Annotated in this window: 16 protein-coding genes and 1 pseudogene; 13 read left to right on the forward strand and 4 right to left on the reverse strand. The window is 62.9% G+C overall.

Going from position 1 to position 14,681, the window contains the following annotated elements:
• On the forward strand, positions 1 to 191 hold a 191-nt coding region (locus ACNPP0_RS17165), incomplete at its 5' end, for a hypothetical protein (protein WP_448706534.1).
• Positions 178 to 516, forward strand: a complete 339-nt coding sequence (locus ACNPP0_RS17170) for a DUF6693 family protein (protein ID WP_332613355.1) — start codon at positions 178 to 180, stop codon at positions 514 to 516. The genes ACNPP0_RS17165 and ACNPP0_RS17170, both read left to right, overlap by 14 nt.
• A 671-nt stretch (positions 517 to 1,187) precedes the next feature.
• Here the strand turns inward: ACNPP0_RS17170 and ACNPP0_RS17175 are convergent.
• The gene (locus ACNPP0_RS17175; RefSeq protein ID WP_046803669.1) at positions 1,188 to 1,481 is read right to left on the reverse strand and encodes a hypothetical protein; all 294 of its coding nucleotides are present in this window, start codon (positions 1,479 to 1,481) and stop codon (positions 1,188 to 1,190) included.
• A gap of 48 nt (positions 1,482 to 1,529) precedes the next feature.
• Positions 1,530 to 2,192: an SOS response-associated peptidase gene (locus tag ACNPP0_RS17180; RefSeq protein ID WP_448706535.1), complete on the reverse strand. Its 663-nt coding sequence runs from the start codon at positions 2,190 to 2,192 to the stop codon at positions 1,530 to 1,532.
• Positions 2,193 to 2,571: 379 nt separating this feature from the next.
• On the opposite strand from ACNPP0_RS17180, the gene ACNPP0_RS17185 reads away from it, so the two are divergent.
• The 10 genes and pseudogenes from ACNPP0_RS17185 to ACNPP0_RS17230 form a co-directional block, all read left to right on the forward strand.
• Complete coding sequence (locus ACNPP0_RS17185; protein WP_332613353.1) at positions 2,572 to 2,838, forward strand: hypothetical protein; 267 nt, start codon at positions 2,572 to 2,574, stop codon at positions 2,836 to 2,838.
• Between the two features lie 2 nt (positions 2,839 to 2,840).
• Positions 2,841 to 4,244, forward strand: a complete 1,404-nt coding sequence (locus tag ACNPP0_RS17190) for a hypothetical protein (protein WP_332613352.1) — start codon at positions 2,841 to 2,843, stop codon at positions 4,242 to 4,244.
• The gene (locus ACNPP0_RS17195) at positions 4,241 to 4,876 is read left to right on the forward strand and encodes a TadE/TadG family type IV pilus assembly protein (RefSeq protein WP_448706536.1); all 636 of its coding nucleotides are present in this window, start codon (positions 4,241 to 4,243) and stop codon (positions 4,874 to 4,876) included. The genes ACNPP0_RS17190 and ACNPP0_RS17195 overlap by 4 nt, the downstream gene beginning before the upstream one ends.
• Entirely contained in the window at positions 4,873 to 5,604 is a 732-nt protein-coding gene (locus ACNPP0_RS17200; RefSeq protein ID WP_448706537.1) for a hypothetical protein, read from the forward strand. Before ACNPP0_RS17195 ends, ACNPP0_RS17200 begins: the two co-directional genes overlap by 4 nt.
• The gene (cpaB, locus tag ACNPP0_RS17205) at positions 5,601 to 6,458 is read left to right on the forward strand and encodes a Flp pilus assembly protein CpaB (protein ID WP_448706538.1); all 858 of its coding nucleotides are present in this window, start codon (positions 5,601 to 5,603) and stop codon (positions 6,456 to 6,458) included. The genes ACNPP0_RS17200 and cpaB overlap by 4 nt, the downstream gene beginning before the upstream one ends.
• A gap of 8 nt (positions 6,459 to 6,466) precedes the next feature.
• Positions 6,467 to 7,840: a type II and III secretion system protein family protein gene (locus ACNPP0_RS17210; protein WP_332613348.1), complete on the forward strand. Its 1,374-nt coding sequence runs from the start codon at positions 6,467 to 6,469 to the stop codon at positions 7,838 to 7,840.
• Between the two features lie 19 nt (positions 7,841 to 7,859).
• Positions 7,860 to 9,683 carry a TadA family conjugal transfer-associated ATPase gene (locus ACNPP0_RS17215; RefSeq protein WP_448706551.1) on the forward strand — a complete coding sequence of 608 codons (1,824 nt, stop codon included), beginning with the start codon at positions 7,860 to 7,862 and terminating at the stop codon, positions 9,681 to 9,683.
• Positions 9,680 to 10,525 (forward strand): type II secretion system F family protein, encoded by an 846-nt coding sequence (locus ACNPP0_RS17220; RefSeq protein WP_448706539.1) that lies wholly within the window; start codon positions 9,680 to 9,682, stop codon positions 10,523 to 10,525. The genes ACNPP0_RS17215 and ACNPP0_RS17220 overlap by 4 nt, the downstream gene beginning before the upstream one ends.
• A 12-nt stretch (positions 10,526 to 10,537) precedes the next feature.
• Positions 10,538 to 11,407, forward strand: a complete 870-nt coding sequence (locus ACNPP0_RS17225) for a type II secretion system F family protein (protein ID WP_448706540.1) — start codon at positions 10,538 to 10,540, stop codon at positions 11,405 to 11,407.
• A 149-nt stretch (positions 11,408 to 11,556) separates the two neighbouring features.
• Positions 11,557 to 11,667, forward strand: a pseudogene (locus ACNPP0_RS17230) (DUF192 domain-containing protein); the annotation flags it as partial.
• A gap of 6 nt (positions 11,668 to 11,673) precedes the next feature.
• Here ACNPP0_RS17230 and ACNPP0_RS17235 read toward each other — a convergent pair.
• Both ACNPP0_RS17235 and ACNPP0_RS17240 read right to left on the reverse strand, forming a co-directional pair.
• Positions 11,674 to 12,477: a BPSS1780 family membrane protein gene (locus ACNPP0_RS17235; protein WP_332613344.1), complete on the reverse strand. Its 804-nt coding sequence runs from the start codon at positions 12,475 to 12,477 to the stop codon at positions 11,674 to 11,676.
• Between the two features lie 66 nt (positions 12,478 to 12,543).
• Positions 12,544 to 13,512 (reverse strand): homoserine kinase, encoded by a 969-nt coding sequence (locus ACNPP0_RS17240; protein WP_448706541.1) that lies wholly within the window; start codon positions 13,510 to 13,512, stop codon positions 12,544 to 12,546.
• 182 nt (positions 13,513 to 13,694) lie between these two features.
• Here ACNPP0_RS17240 and dusA point away from each other — a divergent pair.
• A partial coding sequence (gene dusA / locus ACNPP0_RS17245) for a tRNA dihydrouridine(20/20a) synthase DusA (RefSeq protein WP_448706542.1) occupies positions 13,695 to 14,681 on the forward strand: 987 nt, incomplete at its 3' end.

Below are 14,681 nucleotides of genomic sequence, written 5' to 3' on the forward strand. Positions count from 1 at the left end.
ACAATGGATTCGGCCTTTTTGTTGGGTGGAGAGGTGTCAGGCGACGGTTTCCAGAAGCGGGGCGGCCTTCCCCGTCAGGCCGTATAGCCATCAGTTTCAAAATGAAATGTTACGGAAAAAATGGTAAAACCTATCCGTCTGTACTTTTCATTGTTCTCAACAAGGAACTGAAGTTTCATGAAGCAACTTAATTTGAAGTCCGATTTAACGGTTGGCGACATCATCGGTCACGGAATCATCTGGATCCTCTTGAGCATCGTGACCCTGGGATTGGCGTTGTTTGTTTTCCCGTATTACATGCAGCGATTTATCATTAGCCGCACGTCCGTGCTGGACGATTCGGGACGGCGGGTAGGGCGGCTGGTATGCACGATCGATTTGGCCAGCATTATCGGGAATATCGTCATTTGGGCCATCATCTCCGTAATCACGTTGGGAATCGGATACTTGATCTTCCTGTATAAGATCAACGCTCATTGCATGAACCACACAAAAGTGTTGGACGTGACGATCTGAAGCCTAGCGCTATGAGCAAGCTCGCCTCTTGGGCGGGCTTTTTTTATGGCCGACGCCTTACCGCTCGGCGGAAATGCCGTCGGTTCAATCATGAGCATCGCCCGAATCACTTCAATGGTCGATCCAGCGCTCATTTGAGCGCCAGCTGATGGGTTCGCTTGAATCCTGGCCGCTGCTTGCGCAGCCAAGGCAAGGTATGCGGATAGGTATGCGGCGGCCCCGACAAAAGCTATGGGCATTGGCCGGGGCGTTCGCAGTCTTCATTGTGCAAAAGTCATACGGATATGGCCTTTACCGCCTCGTTCGGGAGCGTGTGGAACGCCCCTTGCCTTTTCAAGGTCGGTAACTGCTGAAGGCACATCCGTATGGTGGGTTTCCGTGGGCTTATCTAATGCCTGCGGGCGTCGCCTGCCTATTCATCCGGATCCGGGCGCATGCCTCTCGCTTCTTGCAACGCTATCTCTGCGCAGAACGCTCGGATCATCGTTATGCAAAGCTCTTTGTCGGCTTCGGAGAGCGCCCGGAATTCGGCGGGCGGGAAATCGGGATAGGGCCATGTGTTCATTCAGACACTCTAGCAACGGGATTCGCTTCTGTATCGTCTGAAGCCCGGAACTAGGACTGATTGACGGGTCTATGCGCGGCGCTCCGGGGCTTGTGGACTTGCCTTTTCAGCGCGGGGCCATTCCCTTGCGAAGCTTGTCAGGAGCCTCCAGCAGCGAGGCCGCCAGGCTGTCGCGCTCTTGCACACAGGGCTCGTCGCACAGACTTTTGACGAAATCATCGTACAGTTCGCCCGTCACGCCGGCGGGCCGCTTGAAGTCTCCCGATAGTTGATAGGCGCGCAGGATCACCGACCTTAGGCGCTTGACCTCCCAAAGCAGCGAGATCACGTCGGAGTTCCAGGGTTGACGCTCGCGGATCGTCCGGAGGTCGTCTAGGGTGAGGGGGGCTTTGAACGTCATGGCGAAAGACACTGTTTATATATCCAGTATATTCCACCAGAAACGGGGTCATTTCACGGCGTCGGCATTTAGTTTCAGGGCCGGATAGGGGGCCAGAAGCTCACGCGTGTTCTCCGGAGGCGCGCTCAGCCAGTCGCGGTAAGAACCTTCGGCCAGAATCACCACCATCCGCTTTTCCTCGTTCGGCCGGTGATACCGGCTGAACAGCGGGTCGTGGTCGCCGTTGATGGTCAGCATCGTGTAGCTCTCGTGCATGTGTCCTGCGGCGTCGCGCCACCGGTCCCAGAGCCCGGCGATGCCTAGCGGCATGCCGTCGGCTCGGCTGATGCGAGTCGGCACGGCCGCGCCTGATCGCCAGTCCGGTTCGAAGATGGCTTGGGCCGGGATGATACAGCGTTGCGCGCGGCGCCAAGCGTTGCCAAAAGTGTATGACTTTGCCGCGGTTTCGCTACGAGCGTTGAAGGTGGACAATTTGGCGGCTTTATCCACCGCATCCGGGCGCGTGGCCGCCGAAATCAGACCCCATCGGCCGATCACAGGCTCTCGTTCCTGCACCGCTTCATCACCCGAATCCCACTCTATCGGCCGGCGAACAAACAAGCCTTCGTAACGCGGCCACATGTCGTACTTCGTACTAAGAGCAGGGGCGCGAACGCAAAATTTCTGCAGCAGCAGTTCTGCATCTTTCAGCGTCTGATAGTGGGAACACATGCGCGCCTCGATGGCTGAAAAACCGACGCCAAAACGGAAGAGCGCCCCAGCTCAAGATGAGTCTGAGGCGCTCCTGCCCGGCTTCGCACGCGATGGGTGTCAGACAGCCCGGCAACTCAAATCTACTGCTGAAAAAAACTACCGGCAATAGGGAAAACCCCAAAGGAATTAGAGGGTTACAAGATCCCGGCGTTAAGCGGGTCACTCCGTTGAGCCGCGTTACGTCCGTCTGGCGCTAAGGGATTTTTATGGCCCGTTGTCGCGGTCCGCCAAGGCGTCAAGGCCCCGGGCACATTTGCCCACCTCGGCTTGTGCGAATTGCGGCACCTGGGCGCGACGTCGACACTGACGCCTACTTTCAACGCAGCGGAGAGCAGAAATGTGGAGCAGTCGAAAACGTCAGCTTGGCCAGGGCATGACGGAGTACATCGTCGTCGTGGCCCTGGTCGCGGTTGCGGCCATCGCCGTCTATCAGTACTTCGGACAAGTGGTTCGTTCACAAACCGCGGCAATGGCGCGCGAGCTGGCCGGAGAAGACGGTGGAACGCAGACGCGTGCGGCGCAGCAAGCGGCCCAGAAGGCGGGCGCGCAGACCAAGGCCCGTTCACTGAAGTCTTTCACCGGCAATGCAGCGGACGGGAAGTGAAGATGTTGACTCGTACGCCACGTGCCCTTCAACATGGCCAAGCCCTGGTGCTTGGGATGGTGGTTGTGTCGGTGGCGGTAGCGTCTCTGGTGGTGCTGTACAACCTGGGCCAGACCGCCGAAGGCCGCGTAAGGCTGACGCATGCAGCGGATGCGGCGGCGTACAGCGGCGCGCTGGAACAAGCGCGCACGCTCAATGCGATCGCCTACGTCAATCGCACCCACATTGCCCATCAGGTCGCCATGGCGCATCTGGTCACGCTGGCAGCGGCCGCGCAGTACGGCGGCGCCTTGCACACGCAGCACACTCGCCGCAATCCGCCAGCTGGCCTGATAGCCATGCTGTTTGGTGCCGATATGGGCCTGGCCTATCGATCCGGGCAAGCCCCATCGGACGCGCAGTCGCGGCTGGCAGGCGCATTTGCTCAACATGATCGGGTGGTGCATCGCGTATTGAAGGCGGGGGCGGAATCCGCCATGAGCGGTCTTTTCGCTTCCCGCGATCGCATCATGCGCAAGGTGCTTGAAGCCAATATGGTTGACTCCGGTTCCGACGTAGGCGCACCTGCGACAGGCTTGGCGATGGATCTGCTGTCCGACAACTGGCCTGGCTTTATCGGGCGCAGCGCCGCTGCCCGGGAAGCGGGCCTGCGACCGGCCGTGGAGCAGGCCACCGAACGTTATCGCTTTCTGAATAGCCGCGATGCAACGCGTCGCAATGCCTGGCCGGTCAGCCGCCGATGTCCGTTGAAAAGGCATGAATTGCGCCGTCGTGGAATGACCTGGCTTGGCCCGGACGGGCGATGGGGCGCGTTAGATACGCAATCGTTCCATGCGCTGCGTTCCAATCGCTGGATTGGGTGCTACTTCCGTGAGTACGCCATGGGTTGGGGCACGGCCCAAGGGAAAAAGTCCCAGACGCCTGACGGCATCGATTACGTGGATGAAGCACCCGCGGATTTCTCCCAAGAGGATTTTTGGCGATGGGTGCAGCAGTCCACCGGGTGGGACATTTTCAGCGGCGCGACCAATCCGATGTCCAACTCCTATGCGATGGCATCAGCGCAGCGTTGGCCCGCCGGTGGCTTGCCGTCTTATCTGGAAATACCCACTGAGCGTATGCGCGACCCGTTACGTTTTGCCGTGCGCGTGGCATGGTCAGGCACCCGGCTCAAGACGACGGATGCGGATAGCGCACTGGCGCAACCTCGTGGTCGCTTTCGCTATGACGGCTTGGGCCAGTCGGGCGCCATCACCGTCGCCAGCGCCGCCGAAACGTATTTTTTGCGGCCGGAACCTAGAGCCGACAAAAAAAGTGAATTGCCGACATTGTTTCGACCCTATTGGCAGGCACGTCTATCCGCAATCACTCGCGACGAATCGCTGCGAACCAGGGAGGCACGATGAGCTCGATGTCGACTCGCGCTGGCTTTCCGGCCGCCCAGCAAGGGCAGGCAATGATTGAAGCGCTGCTGATGCTGCCATTGATGGCGGCGCTAGTGTGGGGTGTCACCTGGATCGGAGGGTTGCAGTTTTCGGCGCAACAGTTAGCACATGCCAGCCGCAAGGCGGCGATGGCCGGCGCGTTGGGCGAACCGGTGACGCCACTACATTCTTTCGCGGCCGCCGCGCAAACTCGCCGGGTACTCGGCCTTGCTGACATCGCAGCGCCAAACCTGTCCCGCTTGCAGCACGAGTGGTTTGGAGCAGGGCTCCATTTGCTTGCGGTGTACGCCCGGTCGGCGCCTTCAGGGCGAGACGGACCGCCGGCGCCTTTGATCACACGTCATACGCACGTGGCGGTCGGCACGGGACACGCACACGGAGACGCCGATGCACGCCGACGCATCGCCAACGCGCCCACGGCATGGCGTCACGTCGGACAAACGTCTCTTGACGAGGCGCGTCGGATGGCGCCGTACGTCCAGCGTATGGACCGCGCATGGGGCAGGGCGGCGATCCACACTGATTGGTTGTCGGCGTGGGACGACGTCGTCCCGCCGGGCCGATTGGGCCAACAAAAGGAACGATCCCGATGACCACGACTACGAACACGACGCAGAGACAAAGAAGGCGCGCTGTCAGCGCCGGCCTTCGTCCGCTGACGGCCGGCGTGCTGCTTGGCTGTATGGCCGTATCTTCCGTCGCGTGGCCTTCCGGCCGATCGGCGCTATCGCCTGGCGTTACGTTGAACCGACTACGTTTTCCCGAAGGAAGCCGGCATGACATGTTGGCGGATCGGATATGGCTGCACGGGCTTCCCGCCCAGGTGCTTGTGTTCGACTCGCCTGTAGCAGTGCCCGACCTGATCCGCGACTTGTCGAATCAGCAGCCGGCCTTGGTCGACTTGAATGTGCTTCCCGATCAAATCATTTTGTCTGGCTGGGTCGACGACATGCAATGGGTGGTGCAGCTGCAAGCTGCGGGCCCGAGCCACACGGTCGGCACGGTTTCTACGCTGCGCATGAATTCAATTCCAGGCCTTGCGACACCGGCCTGGCTGCCGCAGGGCGCAATACCGAGGCTGGATCTTGCGGTGCAGGAAAAGGCGGGCAAAGTGTCCGATCGCATCTGGCAACTGGCCCTGTCGCCCGCCCGGCTTGGGCGGTTGCTGCACGGCGCGTTGCGCCGCGAAGGATGGGTATTCGAGACCGAAACCGAAAGCGGTGCAGAGCAGTCGTGGGCACAGGCTGGCGAACGTCTGCAGATATCGTTGACTGAGTTGGATGGGGGCAGCGGGCTCCACGTCAGAAGGTGGACGCCATGAAGGCCGCACTGATGCACGGCGTTCTGCGGTTGCGGCGCGTTGGCGTTTATGGGCTGGCATTGGCGGCGGGGCTGGTATCCGCGTGGGCCGTGCGCGAGCATGTGCAGCAGCGAGTGGAAGCGTTGGAAGCCCAAGCCCGCGCGCCCGTCGTCGAGCGTCTGGTGGCGGCATATGACTTGGCGGCGGGGACGCAGCTTGAAGACATCGACATGGCCGTGCGAGAGATCCCGGTGAAGTGGGCGTCTGCCGCCAGTTTGGAGCCGCAGGCCGTGAACCATCTTCTTGGCGGCACGCTGGTCGTGGATGTCGCCCAGGGCGAACCCCTGCTGAAGTCGCAAATGACGTTCACCGCGCCGGCACCCGCGTTGGCATCCCGATTGCGATCGGGCCAACGGGCGCTGACCGTCAGCGCCGCGGACCTTGGCGGCTTGGCCGATAGCTTGCGCGCCGACGACCTGATCGACCTTTACGTGACTTTCATCCATCACCAACGAGAGGTCACTGTGCCTCTGTTGCAAGGGATGCGAGTGCTGACAGTAGGCGCTGGGGCGGACGAAGACGGCCTCGTCGGCTCGGCCGGCAGCATCACGCTTGCCGCCGATCCCGATCAAGCAATGAAGTTTGTTGCAGCCAGGCAGGCAGGCGCGCTTACCGCCATGCTGCGGCATCGCGACGATGTGGCCACCGTGGCTGATTCGACTCAAACGGATCTGGCGTCCCTGATCGGGCTTGACCCCGAGCCCAAGCGCGCGCCGGACGTGACCATTTTGTATGGAGATCGTATGGACAAGCAGTCGGTGATGTTCCCACCGGAAGCCGTCGACGCGCCGGACTATTCCGCGAGGCGGCCATGAGACAAGTCATGGTGATTTTGCGGACTCTCTGCGTGGCGGCTGTCACCGCGCTTCTGACGCCGTGCGTAGCGGCTACCCAGGCGAGCTCCGAAGTGCTGGAGCTACAGGTCGGCGAAACCCGAGTTCTTTCCCACCCCGGTGTAAAACGCGTGGCGATCGGCAACGGGCAGGTACTAAGCGCCATTGCCGCCGAGGGCCGCGACGTGGTGATCTTCGCGCGGGCGGAAGGAATGTCGTCGGTGCATGTCTGGACTGCCGCCGGCCGAGCGGCGGCGTATGAGTTGCGCGTGGTGGCTGCCGGGGCGCCGCGCTTGCGCGCAGAGGTCGACTCGCTGCTTTCTCGCATTCCCGGCGCCCGCAGTACCCACGTGGGCGGCCGGATCGTGATCGAGGGGGATGACTTGTCCGACGATGACCGAGCGCGCATCGCCGCCTTGGCTGAACGCTATCCCGCCATCCTGGATTTCACCGGGCAGGTGGGATGGGACCGCATGGTGCTTCTTGATGTGCAGGTCGTGGAAATTCCGACCTCGCGAATGCGAGAGTTCGGTGTTCGTTGGGACGGGGTATCGCAGGGCGGCTTGAACGCCGGCGCCGCCTGGGACGCGGGATCCAGAGGCCGCATGACGCGTCCGGGCGAACCTGTGATCGAGACGCCCGGGCCCATGTCGACCGCGGCCGGATATTTCGGAGTCAACGCCTTGCTGTCCGCCCGCATCGCCGCGCTGGCCCAAAGCGGCGAGGCGGTCATGTTGGCTCAGCCGCAATTGCTGGCGCGCAGCGGCGCCAGCGCCACTTTCCTGGCGGGCGGCGAGGTCCCCTACACATCGACGGACTCGCGTGGCAACCCTACCACCTTGTTCAAACCGTATGGGGTGTCCCTGAACATCACGCCCCGCATCGACCGCAATGGCGTGATCCGTTCATTGATTGAAGTCGAGGCAAGTTCCGTGGACAGCTCGATTAGCGTCGCAGGAGGACCGGCGTTGCGCACGCGGCGGGCGTCTACCGAATTCAATGTCAGGTCGGGCAACACGCTGGTTATCGGCGGCTTCTTGTCGCGCGAGCAGGGGCAAGAGTCCACCGGCCTGCCGTGGCTGAAGAACATTCCCATTCTGGGGGCTTTGTTTTCGTCCCGCCGATTCCAGCAACGCGAAACGGAACTAGCCATATTCGTCACGCCAAAAATCGTGTCGCAAAGCGAGCCGGCCCTGATGGAGCGTGTGCAGCGGGGGCGGGGCGTTATTGATGCGGCGTTCCCGGAGCCGCCTCGGTTGGGAACGAAGGCTCCAGTCGCCAGCCAGGGATGGGATCCCTATTCCGGCGCGGGCTCACAGTGGGCCGCGAACGATGAACCTGCGCAGCCGCGAGATCAGCCCTGAAGCCATGCTAGACATCGAAATGACGTATGAAAACGCCGGCGTTCGCCGCCTGACCACCACAGCGCCGGTACTGATCGGGCGAGGTGCCCAGTGCGGCCTTCGTATCGTCAATTGGCGAGTGGGGCGGCAGCATGCCCGGCTGCTGCGCGAGGACGGCCATATCGTCCTGGAGGATCTGGGTACGCTTGCCGGCACCATCGTCAATGGCGCTCGTGTCGTGCGCCACGCGCCCGTGCTGCCGGACGACGCCATCCTGATTGGACCGTGCCGCCTCAGGGTGCGCTTGGCAACGCCTGACGCAGCCGCGCTGCCGGATCCGTCCGCCAGTGCCTCGGCGCATTGCCACGCCCCGCCCGACGGCGATGCAACCGCCCATTTGCCGCCGGCCGCCGTCTCTCGGTTAACCCCATACCCGTCCCCGTCCCTATCCCCATCGCCATTGCCATCGACCCTGCCGTCGCCCACCCCATTGACCGCATCAAACGCATCAACCCGAGCGACCACGGCAACGCAACAGGAGCCAACGCCCCCGCCTCAACTTCAACGTCAGCTTCAGCCACAGCAGGTGCAGGCGCGGCGTCGCCTGCATGCGGCGCTGTTGGACGCGCTGGACCTGCGCAGGCGCGATGTGGCAGGCATGAGCGATGGCACGTTGCGCGCCGAGGCCGAGCGCCTGCTGACGCGGATCGTGGCGTCGGACACCGACCTGCCGCCGGACGCCGACCGGCAGGCCCTGTGCGCCGAGGTGCTGGACGAGGCCGTGGGCCTGGGCCCGCTGGAACCGCTCCTGGCCGCGCCCGATATCACCGAGATCATGGTCAACCGCTATGACGAAATCTATGTTGAGCGCGCTGGGCGTCTATGGCGGCATCCGGCCGCGTTCACCAGCGAACAGTCGGTCCGTTGGGTGATCGAACGTATCGTCACGCCGCTGGGCCGCCGCATCGATGAAAGCTCTCCGATGGTGGATGCACGCTTGCCGGATGGCTCGCGCGTGCATGCCATCATCCCGCCCGTCGCCATGAAGGGCGCAAGCCTGACCATCCGCAAGTTTCCACAGCGCCGGCCCCAGATGGCGGATTTGATTGCGGCGGCGTCGCTAAGCGATCCCATGGCACGGTTCCTGGCGCTATGCGTCAGGATGCGCAAGAACGTGGTCGTGTCCGGCGGAACGGGGTCCGGAAAAACGACATTGCTGAACATCCTGTCCGACGAAATCCCCGAGGGCGAGCGGGTCGTCACCATTGAAGACGCGGCCGAGCTGCGGCTGAATCACGATCATCTGGTTGCGCTGGAAGCGCGTCCCGCCAACCAAGAGGGCAGGGGGCATATCGCGATTCGCGAATTGGTTCGCAACGCGCTGCGCATGCGGCCCGACAGAATCGTCGTAGGCGAATGCCGAGGGCCCGAGGCGTTCGACATGCTGACGGCCATGAACACCGGGCATGAGGGCTCTTTAACCACGCTGCACGCCAATTCCCCTAGGGATGCACTGGGGCGGCTGGAGTCGATGATCCTGATGGCCGGCCTGGATTTGCCTCTGTCGGTGGTGCGCGAACAGATAGCCGCCAGTGTGGACGTGATCGTGCAGCAAGCAAGATTGGCAAACGGCCGGCGAGTGGTGACATCGATTGTTGAAGTCGCAGGCATGGAAAGCGGCCGCATACAGATCCAGCAGCTATTTCGATTTGATCGTGCAGCCGGCTTCAGCGGATGCGGAGCCTTGCCCGGCTTCACGCAGGATTGGGCCGACGAGGGTGTGTCTCTGGAACCGGCATGGTTCTCCGAGGCCGTATCCCTACCCGGGCCGGTGGATGCCCATGGCGCATGGGGGGCATCATGATCTGGTTGGCCGCTGGGGCGGCGATGTTTTGCGCAGCGATGCTGGCGTGGCATGCGCAAGCCTGGTTCGCGCCGGCGTTGCGCCGCTATCGGGCGCTTTATACGCAGGATGCCGGGGTGCGGCTGAGCGAGGTCTTTCTGTTCATTGACCCGGCGCAGTTATGGGCCGCCGCCATGGCGTTTGCGGCAATGTCCGCGGCGCTGGTCTTTTCATTGACCGGCAGCGGCATTTTGGCTGCCTTGTTCGCGGGCGTGGCCTCCAGGGCTCCCCGCATGACGGTCGACCTGTTGCGGCGAAGGCGGGCGCGACGTTTCGAACAGCAATTGCCGATGGCGTTGTTGATGCTGGCGGCGGCTTTGCGCGCAGGTGTTGCGTTGACGACGGCGTTGCGTCATGTCGTCGAGCAAAGTGGCGCACCCCTGGCGCAGGAATTCGGGTTGATGCTACGCGAACAGCGCCTGGGCGTGCCCTGGGACGTCGCGCTGGAAAACCTGCAAGCGCGAATGCCTGGGGATTCCACCGCATTAGTGGTAGCCGCAATGCGCATCGCTGCGCAAACCGGCGGGAATCTGGCAGAAGCACTGGACAGCATCGCGCAAACCCTGCGGGCCCGCTTGCAGCTACAGGCGAAATTGCACGCCTTGACCTCGCAAGGTCGCTTGCAGGCGTGGATAGTCGGCGCGTTGCCCGTGCTGTTGCTGGCCGTGCTGGACCGTCTTGAACCCGACGTCATGGGCGTGCTGTGGCACACGCCGATGGGTTGGGGCGTGCTGGCGATATTGACCGCGTTGGAAACGGCGGGGGTGTTGTTGATCCGGCGTATCGTCCGAATCGATCTTTGACAGGGGTGAACCATGTTGCTGACCTTTAGCATGATGATGGCCGCGGCGGCCGTGGGCTGGCTGACCTGGTCCGCATTGCGGCCGTTGTTGGACGGCAATCGACTGGTATTGGCCGGCCTGCCGTGGTGGTGGCGGGCGGCTTGGCCCTGGGTGTCGGCCGTGGCGCCCCTTGTGGGACCGCTCTGCTCGTGGCGTCTGCGGGCCCGATTGACCCGTGCCGTCGAATTGGCCGGGTTGCCAGCCGAGGTCGGCTACGCGCACGTAGCGGCGTTGGGCGTCAGCGCGGCGTTGCTTGCCGGCGCTGTGTGCGGGGGCCTGATGATGGCCTTCGACGCTTTTTTCCCCAACGGGTGGCTGTGGTCGATAGCGGTGGGCCTTGCGGCTGGCGTGGTGCCACGCATGTGGTTGCATGGCCAGAGCGAAGCGCGGCGCCGCGGCATTGAGCGCGACTTGCCCTTTGTATTTGACATGATGACGCTATGCGTGGAAGCGGGCCTGAGTGTGCAGGGGGCGCTGCAAATCGCGGCGCAAAGCGGGCCTGAGGGCGCGCTGCGGGATGCCTTGTCAGACGCACTGTCCGAAATGCGGGCGGGTGTGACGCGCACTGCCGCGATCAAAGCGCTTGCCGAGCGCTGCAATAGTCAGATTGCCAAGACGTGGGCGGCTGCGCTGGCGCAAGCCGAGACGCTGGGCATCAGCCTGGGCCCCGTCCTGCGCGCGCAGGCGGCGCAGTGCCGTGGTGATCGGCACGTGCGGGCTGAACAGCAAGCGATGCAGGCGCCGGTAAAAATCCTGTTGCCGTTGATCGGGTGCATCTTCCCGTGCACGTTTATTGTGCTGGCCTTTCCCATTGCGGTTCAGCTGCTTCAGAGCATTCCATGAACGGGAACACGAACAGGAACAGGAACAACCCAAGCCAAAGCCGCTTGCCGCTGGCCCGGCTGCGATTTTTGCGGGTGCTTGGCTGGAAAGGGCGGATGCGCGGGTTGCTCGGGCGACGACCGCCGGGCGGTCGGTCCGGATTGATGCTGATGCCTTGTGCCGCCGTGCATACTTTTGGCATGCGCTACGCCATCGACGTAGCGTTTGTGTCGCGCGATTATGGCGTGATGGCAGTACGCAGATCGCTGCCGCCATGCCGCATCGCCTTATGCCTGGGCGCTATTGCCGTTGTCGAGATGCGTGCTGGCGTTATTGATGCCGAACACGGAGGTATACGCAGGATAGAAGCTGCAATACAACGCGCCGCCCGCGGCGATGTTGAACGGAATTTGCAACGTGCCGGCAAACTGCGGCGACAAACCCATGTAGACCAACAAGCCCGCGCACAGGTCGATGAAAAGAAACACCAGGGCCCACGTTGCGCCATACACAAGAAAGGGCCACTTATTCCGCCAGCATGCGATGCCCGAGAAAAACAGGGCTTGCACCAACCGCAGGCCGTGCCAGGCGACCAGCACCGGCGCATGCCAGAACAAGGCGGCGATCACGACATAAATGATGGCGAAGATGGTCAGCGGCACGCGCATGGCCATCAGGATGGGATCCAGGGAACGTTCGACCGATGCAATCCGATAGGCTTCCGCCATCGAATCCATGAACGGCAGGAACGTCAGCAGGCCGGCCGCCATGCTCAAACCGGCATACAGCAGGCCCATGACGAACAGCTTTCTGAACACGCCCGGCTGCTTCAGGGGCTTGCCCCACATGGACGGCAACATGACGCGGTCGGCCTCGACGTGCTTGCACGCGGACAACGTCATGAGGGTGATGATGGGCATGAATGCCACGACCAGGATGGGGCCGACGGGCGGTGTCGCGCTGGCGAATACGACCAGCAGGCTGATGAACATGGCCCAGGTGAACATGGCCAGGGGTTGCTTGCGGAACAGGCGGAAGCCGTCTCGAACCCATTGCCAGCCGGATGTCGCGGGTAGGAATGCTGCTTGCATGGCTCTCTAAAGGGAGGGAGTCTCTCAAAAAGGGACGCGCGAGCCCCATTATGGGGGGCGTTACGGTTACGGCAATATTGGCAAGCCCGGGCGGTGGCGCGCCTGCAACACTCTTTCGAAGTGCCGGGGGTCATGCGGCTTAAGCGTTTGGGCGGGGCGGGGCAGATAAAAGTCGTACAGGCGCGACACCCAGAACCGCAACGCGGCGGCGCGCAGCATCAGGGGCCATACCTGGCGTTCGGCGTCGGTGAAGGGGCGCACGCCCGCATAGGCGGACAGCCAGGCTTGCACCAGTTCGGGAATGAACTCGCCCGTGTCGCGTTCGATACACCAGTCGTTGACGCTGACGGCCACGTCGAACAGCCAGGTGTCGCAGCCCGCGAAATAGAAATCGATGATGCCGCCCATGAGCGGATCTTCGAATGTACCCGCGAACAGGACGTTGTCACGGAAAAGGTCGCAATGGGCGGGGCCGGTTTGCAGGGCTTGCCAGGCGGGCGTTGCCACCGCGGCTTGCTGGGCCGTCAATTCGGCGGTCAGCAGTTCGGCTTGCGCCGGCGCCAGGAACGGCATCACCTTGGGCGCCGTTTCCAGCCACCAGCCCAAGCCGCGCAGGTTGGGTTGGTGAATGGGAAAGTCCTGCGCCGCAAGGTGGGCGCGGGCCAGGGTCGCCCCGGCAAGCGCGCAGTGGGCGGCGCCGGGAGCCGGCTCGTACCCGCCGGGCAGGCGCGACACGATGGCGCAGGGCTTGCCATGCAACGTCGTCAGGCGGGTGCCGTCGCGCAGGTTTTGCGGCCGAGGTACCGGGATGCCGCGTTCCGCCAGGTGATACATCAGTTCGATATAGAACGGCAGCTGGGCATGCGTCAACACTTCGAACAAGGTCAGCACGTATTCGCCGCGGGTCGTATACAAGAAGTAGTTGGTGTTCTCGATACCCGCCGTAATCCCTCGAAGCGAGACGAACTCGCCCAGATCGAATTGCGCCAGCAGGGCGCGCGCGTCGTCGTCGGATACGGGAGTGAATACGGCCATTGATATGCAGGAAAGAGGGGTTAACGGACGCTCGGACATCCCTGTGCGGCGGCGGCGGCGCAATTTTAGACCACATAGCGCCAGGCTGTTTGCAAGCGCCGGGCGCTGCCCGCAAGGGCGTCCCGGACATAATGCCGCGAAGCCCGTAAAATACCGCATCCCCTTGTTTTGTAGAGTGATTCTTGGACTCCCCCGACTGGCGGCTGTGCGTCGCCCCGATGATTGACGTGACCGATCGCCATTGCCGTTTTTTTCACCGGCTGCTGGCCCCCCGCGCACGCTTGTATACGGAAATGATCACAACGGGCGCGCTGCAGCACGGCAACATCCCGCGCCACCTGGACTTTGACGAAGCCGAACACCCCGTTGCGTTGCAGCTGGGCGGCAGCGAGCCCGATGCCCTGGCCCAATCGGCCAAGCTGGGGCGTCAATGGGGGTACGACGAGATCAATCTCAATTGCGGCTGCCCATCGGAACGCGTGCAGAAAGGCGCTTTCGGGGCGTGCCTGATGGCGGAACCGGAGCTGGTGGCGGATTGCGTGAAAGCCATGCAGGACGCGGTCGACATTCCTGTCACCGTTAAACATCGCCTGGGTCTGGATTACGAAAACTCCTACGACTTTGTCCGAGACTTCGTCGGCAAGATCTACGACACGGGCTGCCGCGTTTTCATCGCACACGCCCGCAATGCCGTGTTGAAGGGCCTGTCTCCGAAGGACAACCGTGAAATTCCGCCGCTGCGCTACGACGTGGTCAAGCAGCTGAAGCGGGATTTCCCCGACTGCACTTTCGTGCTGAACGGCGGCCTGGCGGATGCGGACCAGTCGGTGCAGGCGGCGGGCGAATTCGATGGCGTGATGCTGGGCCGTGCGGCGTGGCACACGCCGCGCGTGTTGTCCGAGGTGTCGCTGCGCTTGTGGCCGTCGGTACGCCTGCCCGGCGACGCGCAAGTGGTCGACGCCATGACGCAGTACGCCGCCCGGCAGGTGGCCAAGGGCGTACCGTTGCGGGTGATGACCCGTCCGATGCTGGGTTTGGTGAACGGGCAGTCCGGCGCGCGTCGCTGGCGCCGAATGCTGTCGGACCCGGCTCTGCTTGCGGCCAACAACCCCGAACTGATCTACGACGCATGGCGCAGCCAGCGGCAGGCGCCTGACGTGCGCGGGGGC

Source organism: Achromobacter semiaridum (assembly GCF_053543755.1).

What these genes read in the sequence shown, in the direction of transcription:
- ACNPP0_RS17170 (WP_332613355.1), top strand. Translation starts at nt 178, where the DNA reads ATGAAGCAACTTAATTTGAAGTCCGATTTAACGGTTGGCGACATCATC.
- ACNPP0_RS17210 (WP_332613348.1), top strand. Translation starts at nt 6,467, where the DNA reads ATGGTGATTTTGCGGACTCTCTGCGTGGCGGCTGTCACCGCGCTTCTG.
- ACNPP0_RS17225 (WP_448706540.1), top strand. Translation starts at nt 10,538, where the DNA reads ATGTTGCTGACCTTTAGCATGATGATGGCCGCGGCGGCCGTGGGCTGG.
- ACNPP0_RS17235 (WP_332613344.1), bottom strand. Translation starts at nt 12,477, where the DNA reads ATGCAAGCAGCATTCCTACCCGCGACATCCGGCTGGCAATGGGTTCGA.
- ACNPP0_RS17240 (WP_448706541.1), bottom strand. Translation starts at nt 13,512, where the DNA reads ATGGCCGTATTCACTCCCGTATCCGACGACGACGCGCGCGCCCTGCTG.
- ACNPP0_RS17185 (WP_332613353.1), top strand. Translation starts at nt 2,572, where the DNA reads ATGTGGAGCAGTCGAAAACGTCAGCTTGGCCAGGGCATGACGGAGTAC.
- ACNPP0_RS17190 (WP_332613352.1), top strand. Translation starts at nt 2,841, where the DNA reads ATGTTGACTCGTACGCCACGTGCCCTTCAACATGGCCAAGCCCTGGTG.
- ACNPP0_RS17215 (WP_448706551.1), top strand. Translation starts at nt 7,860, where the DNA reads ATGACGTATGAAAACGCCGGCGTTCGCCGCCTGACCACCACAGCGCCG.
- ACNPP0_RS17220 (WP_448706539.1), top strand. Translation starts at nt 9,680, where the DNA reads ATGATCTGGTTGGCCGCTGGGGCGGCGATGTTTTGCGCAGCGATGCTG.
- ACNPP0_RS17200 (WP_448706537.1), top strand. Translation starts at nt 4,873, where the DNA reads ATGACCACGACTACGAACACGACGCAGAGACAAAGAAGGCGCGCTGTC.
- ACNPP0_RS17175 (WP_046803669.1), bottom strand. Translation starts at nt 1,481, where the DNA reads ATGACGTTCAAAGCCCCCCTCACCCTAGACGACCTCCGGACGATCCGC.
- cpaB (WP_448706538.1), top strand. Translation starts at nt 5,601, where the DNA reads ATGAAGGCCGCACTGATGCACGGCGTTCTGCGGTTGCGGCGCGTTGGC.
- ACNPP0_RS17195 (WP_448706536.1), top strand. Translation starts at nt 4,241, where the DNA reads ATGAGCTCGATGTCGACTCGCGCTGGCTTTCCGGCCGCCCAGCAAGGG.
- ACNPP0_RS17180 (WP_448706535.1), bottom strand. Translation starts at nt 2,192, where the DNA reads ATGTGTTCCCACTATCAGACGCTGAAAGATGCAGAACTGCTGCTGCAG.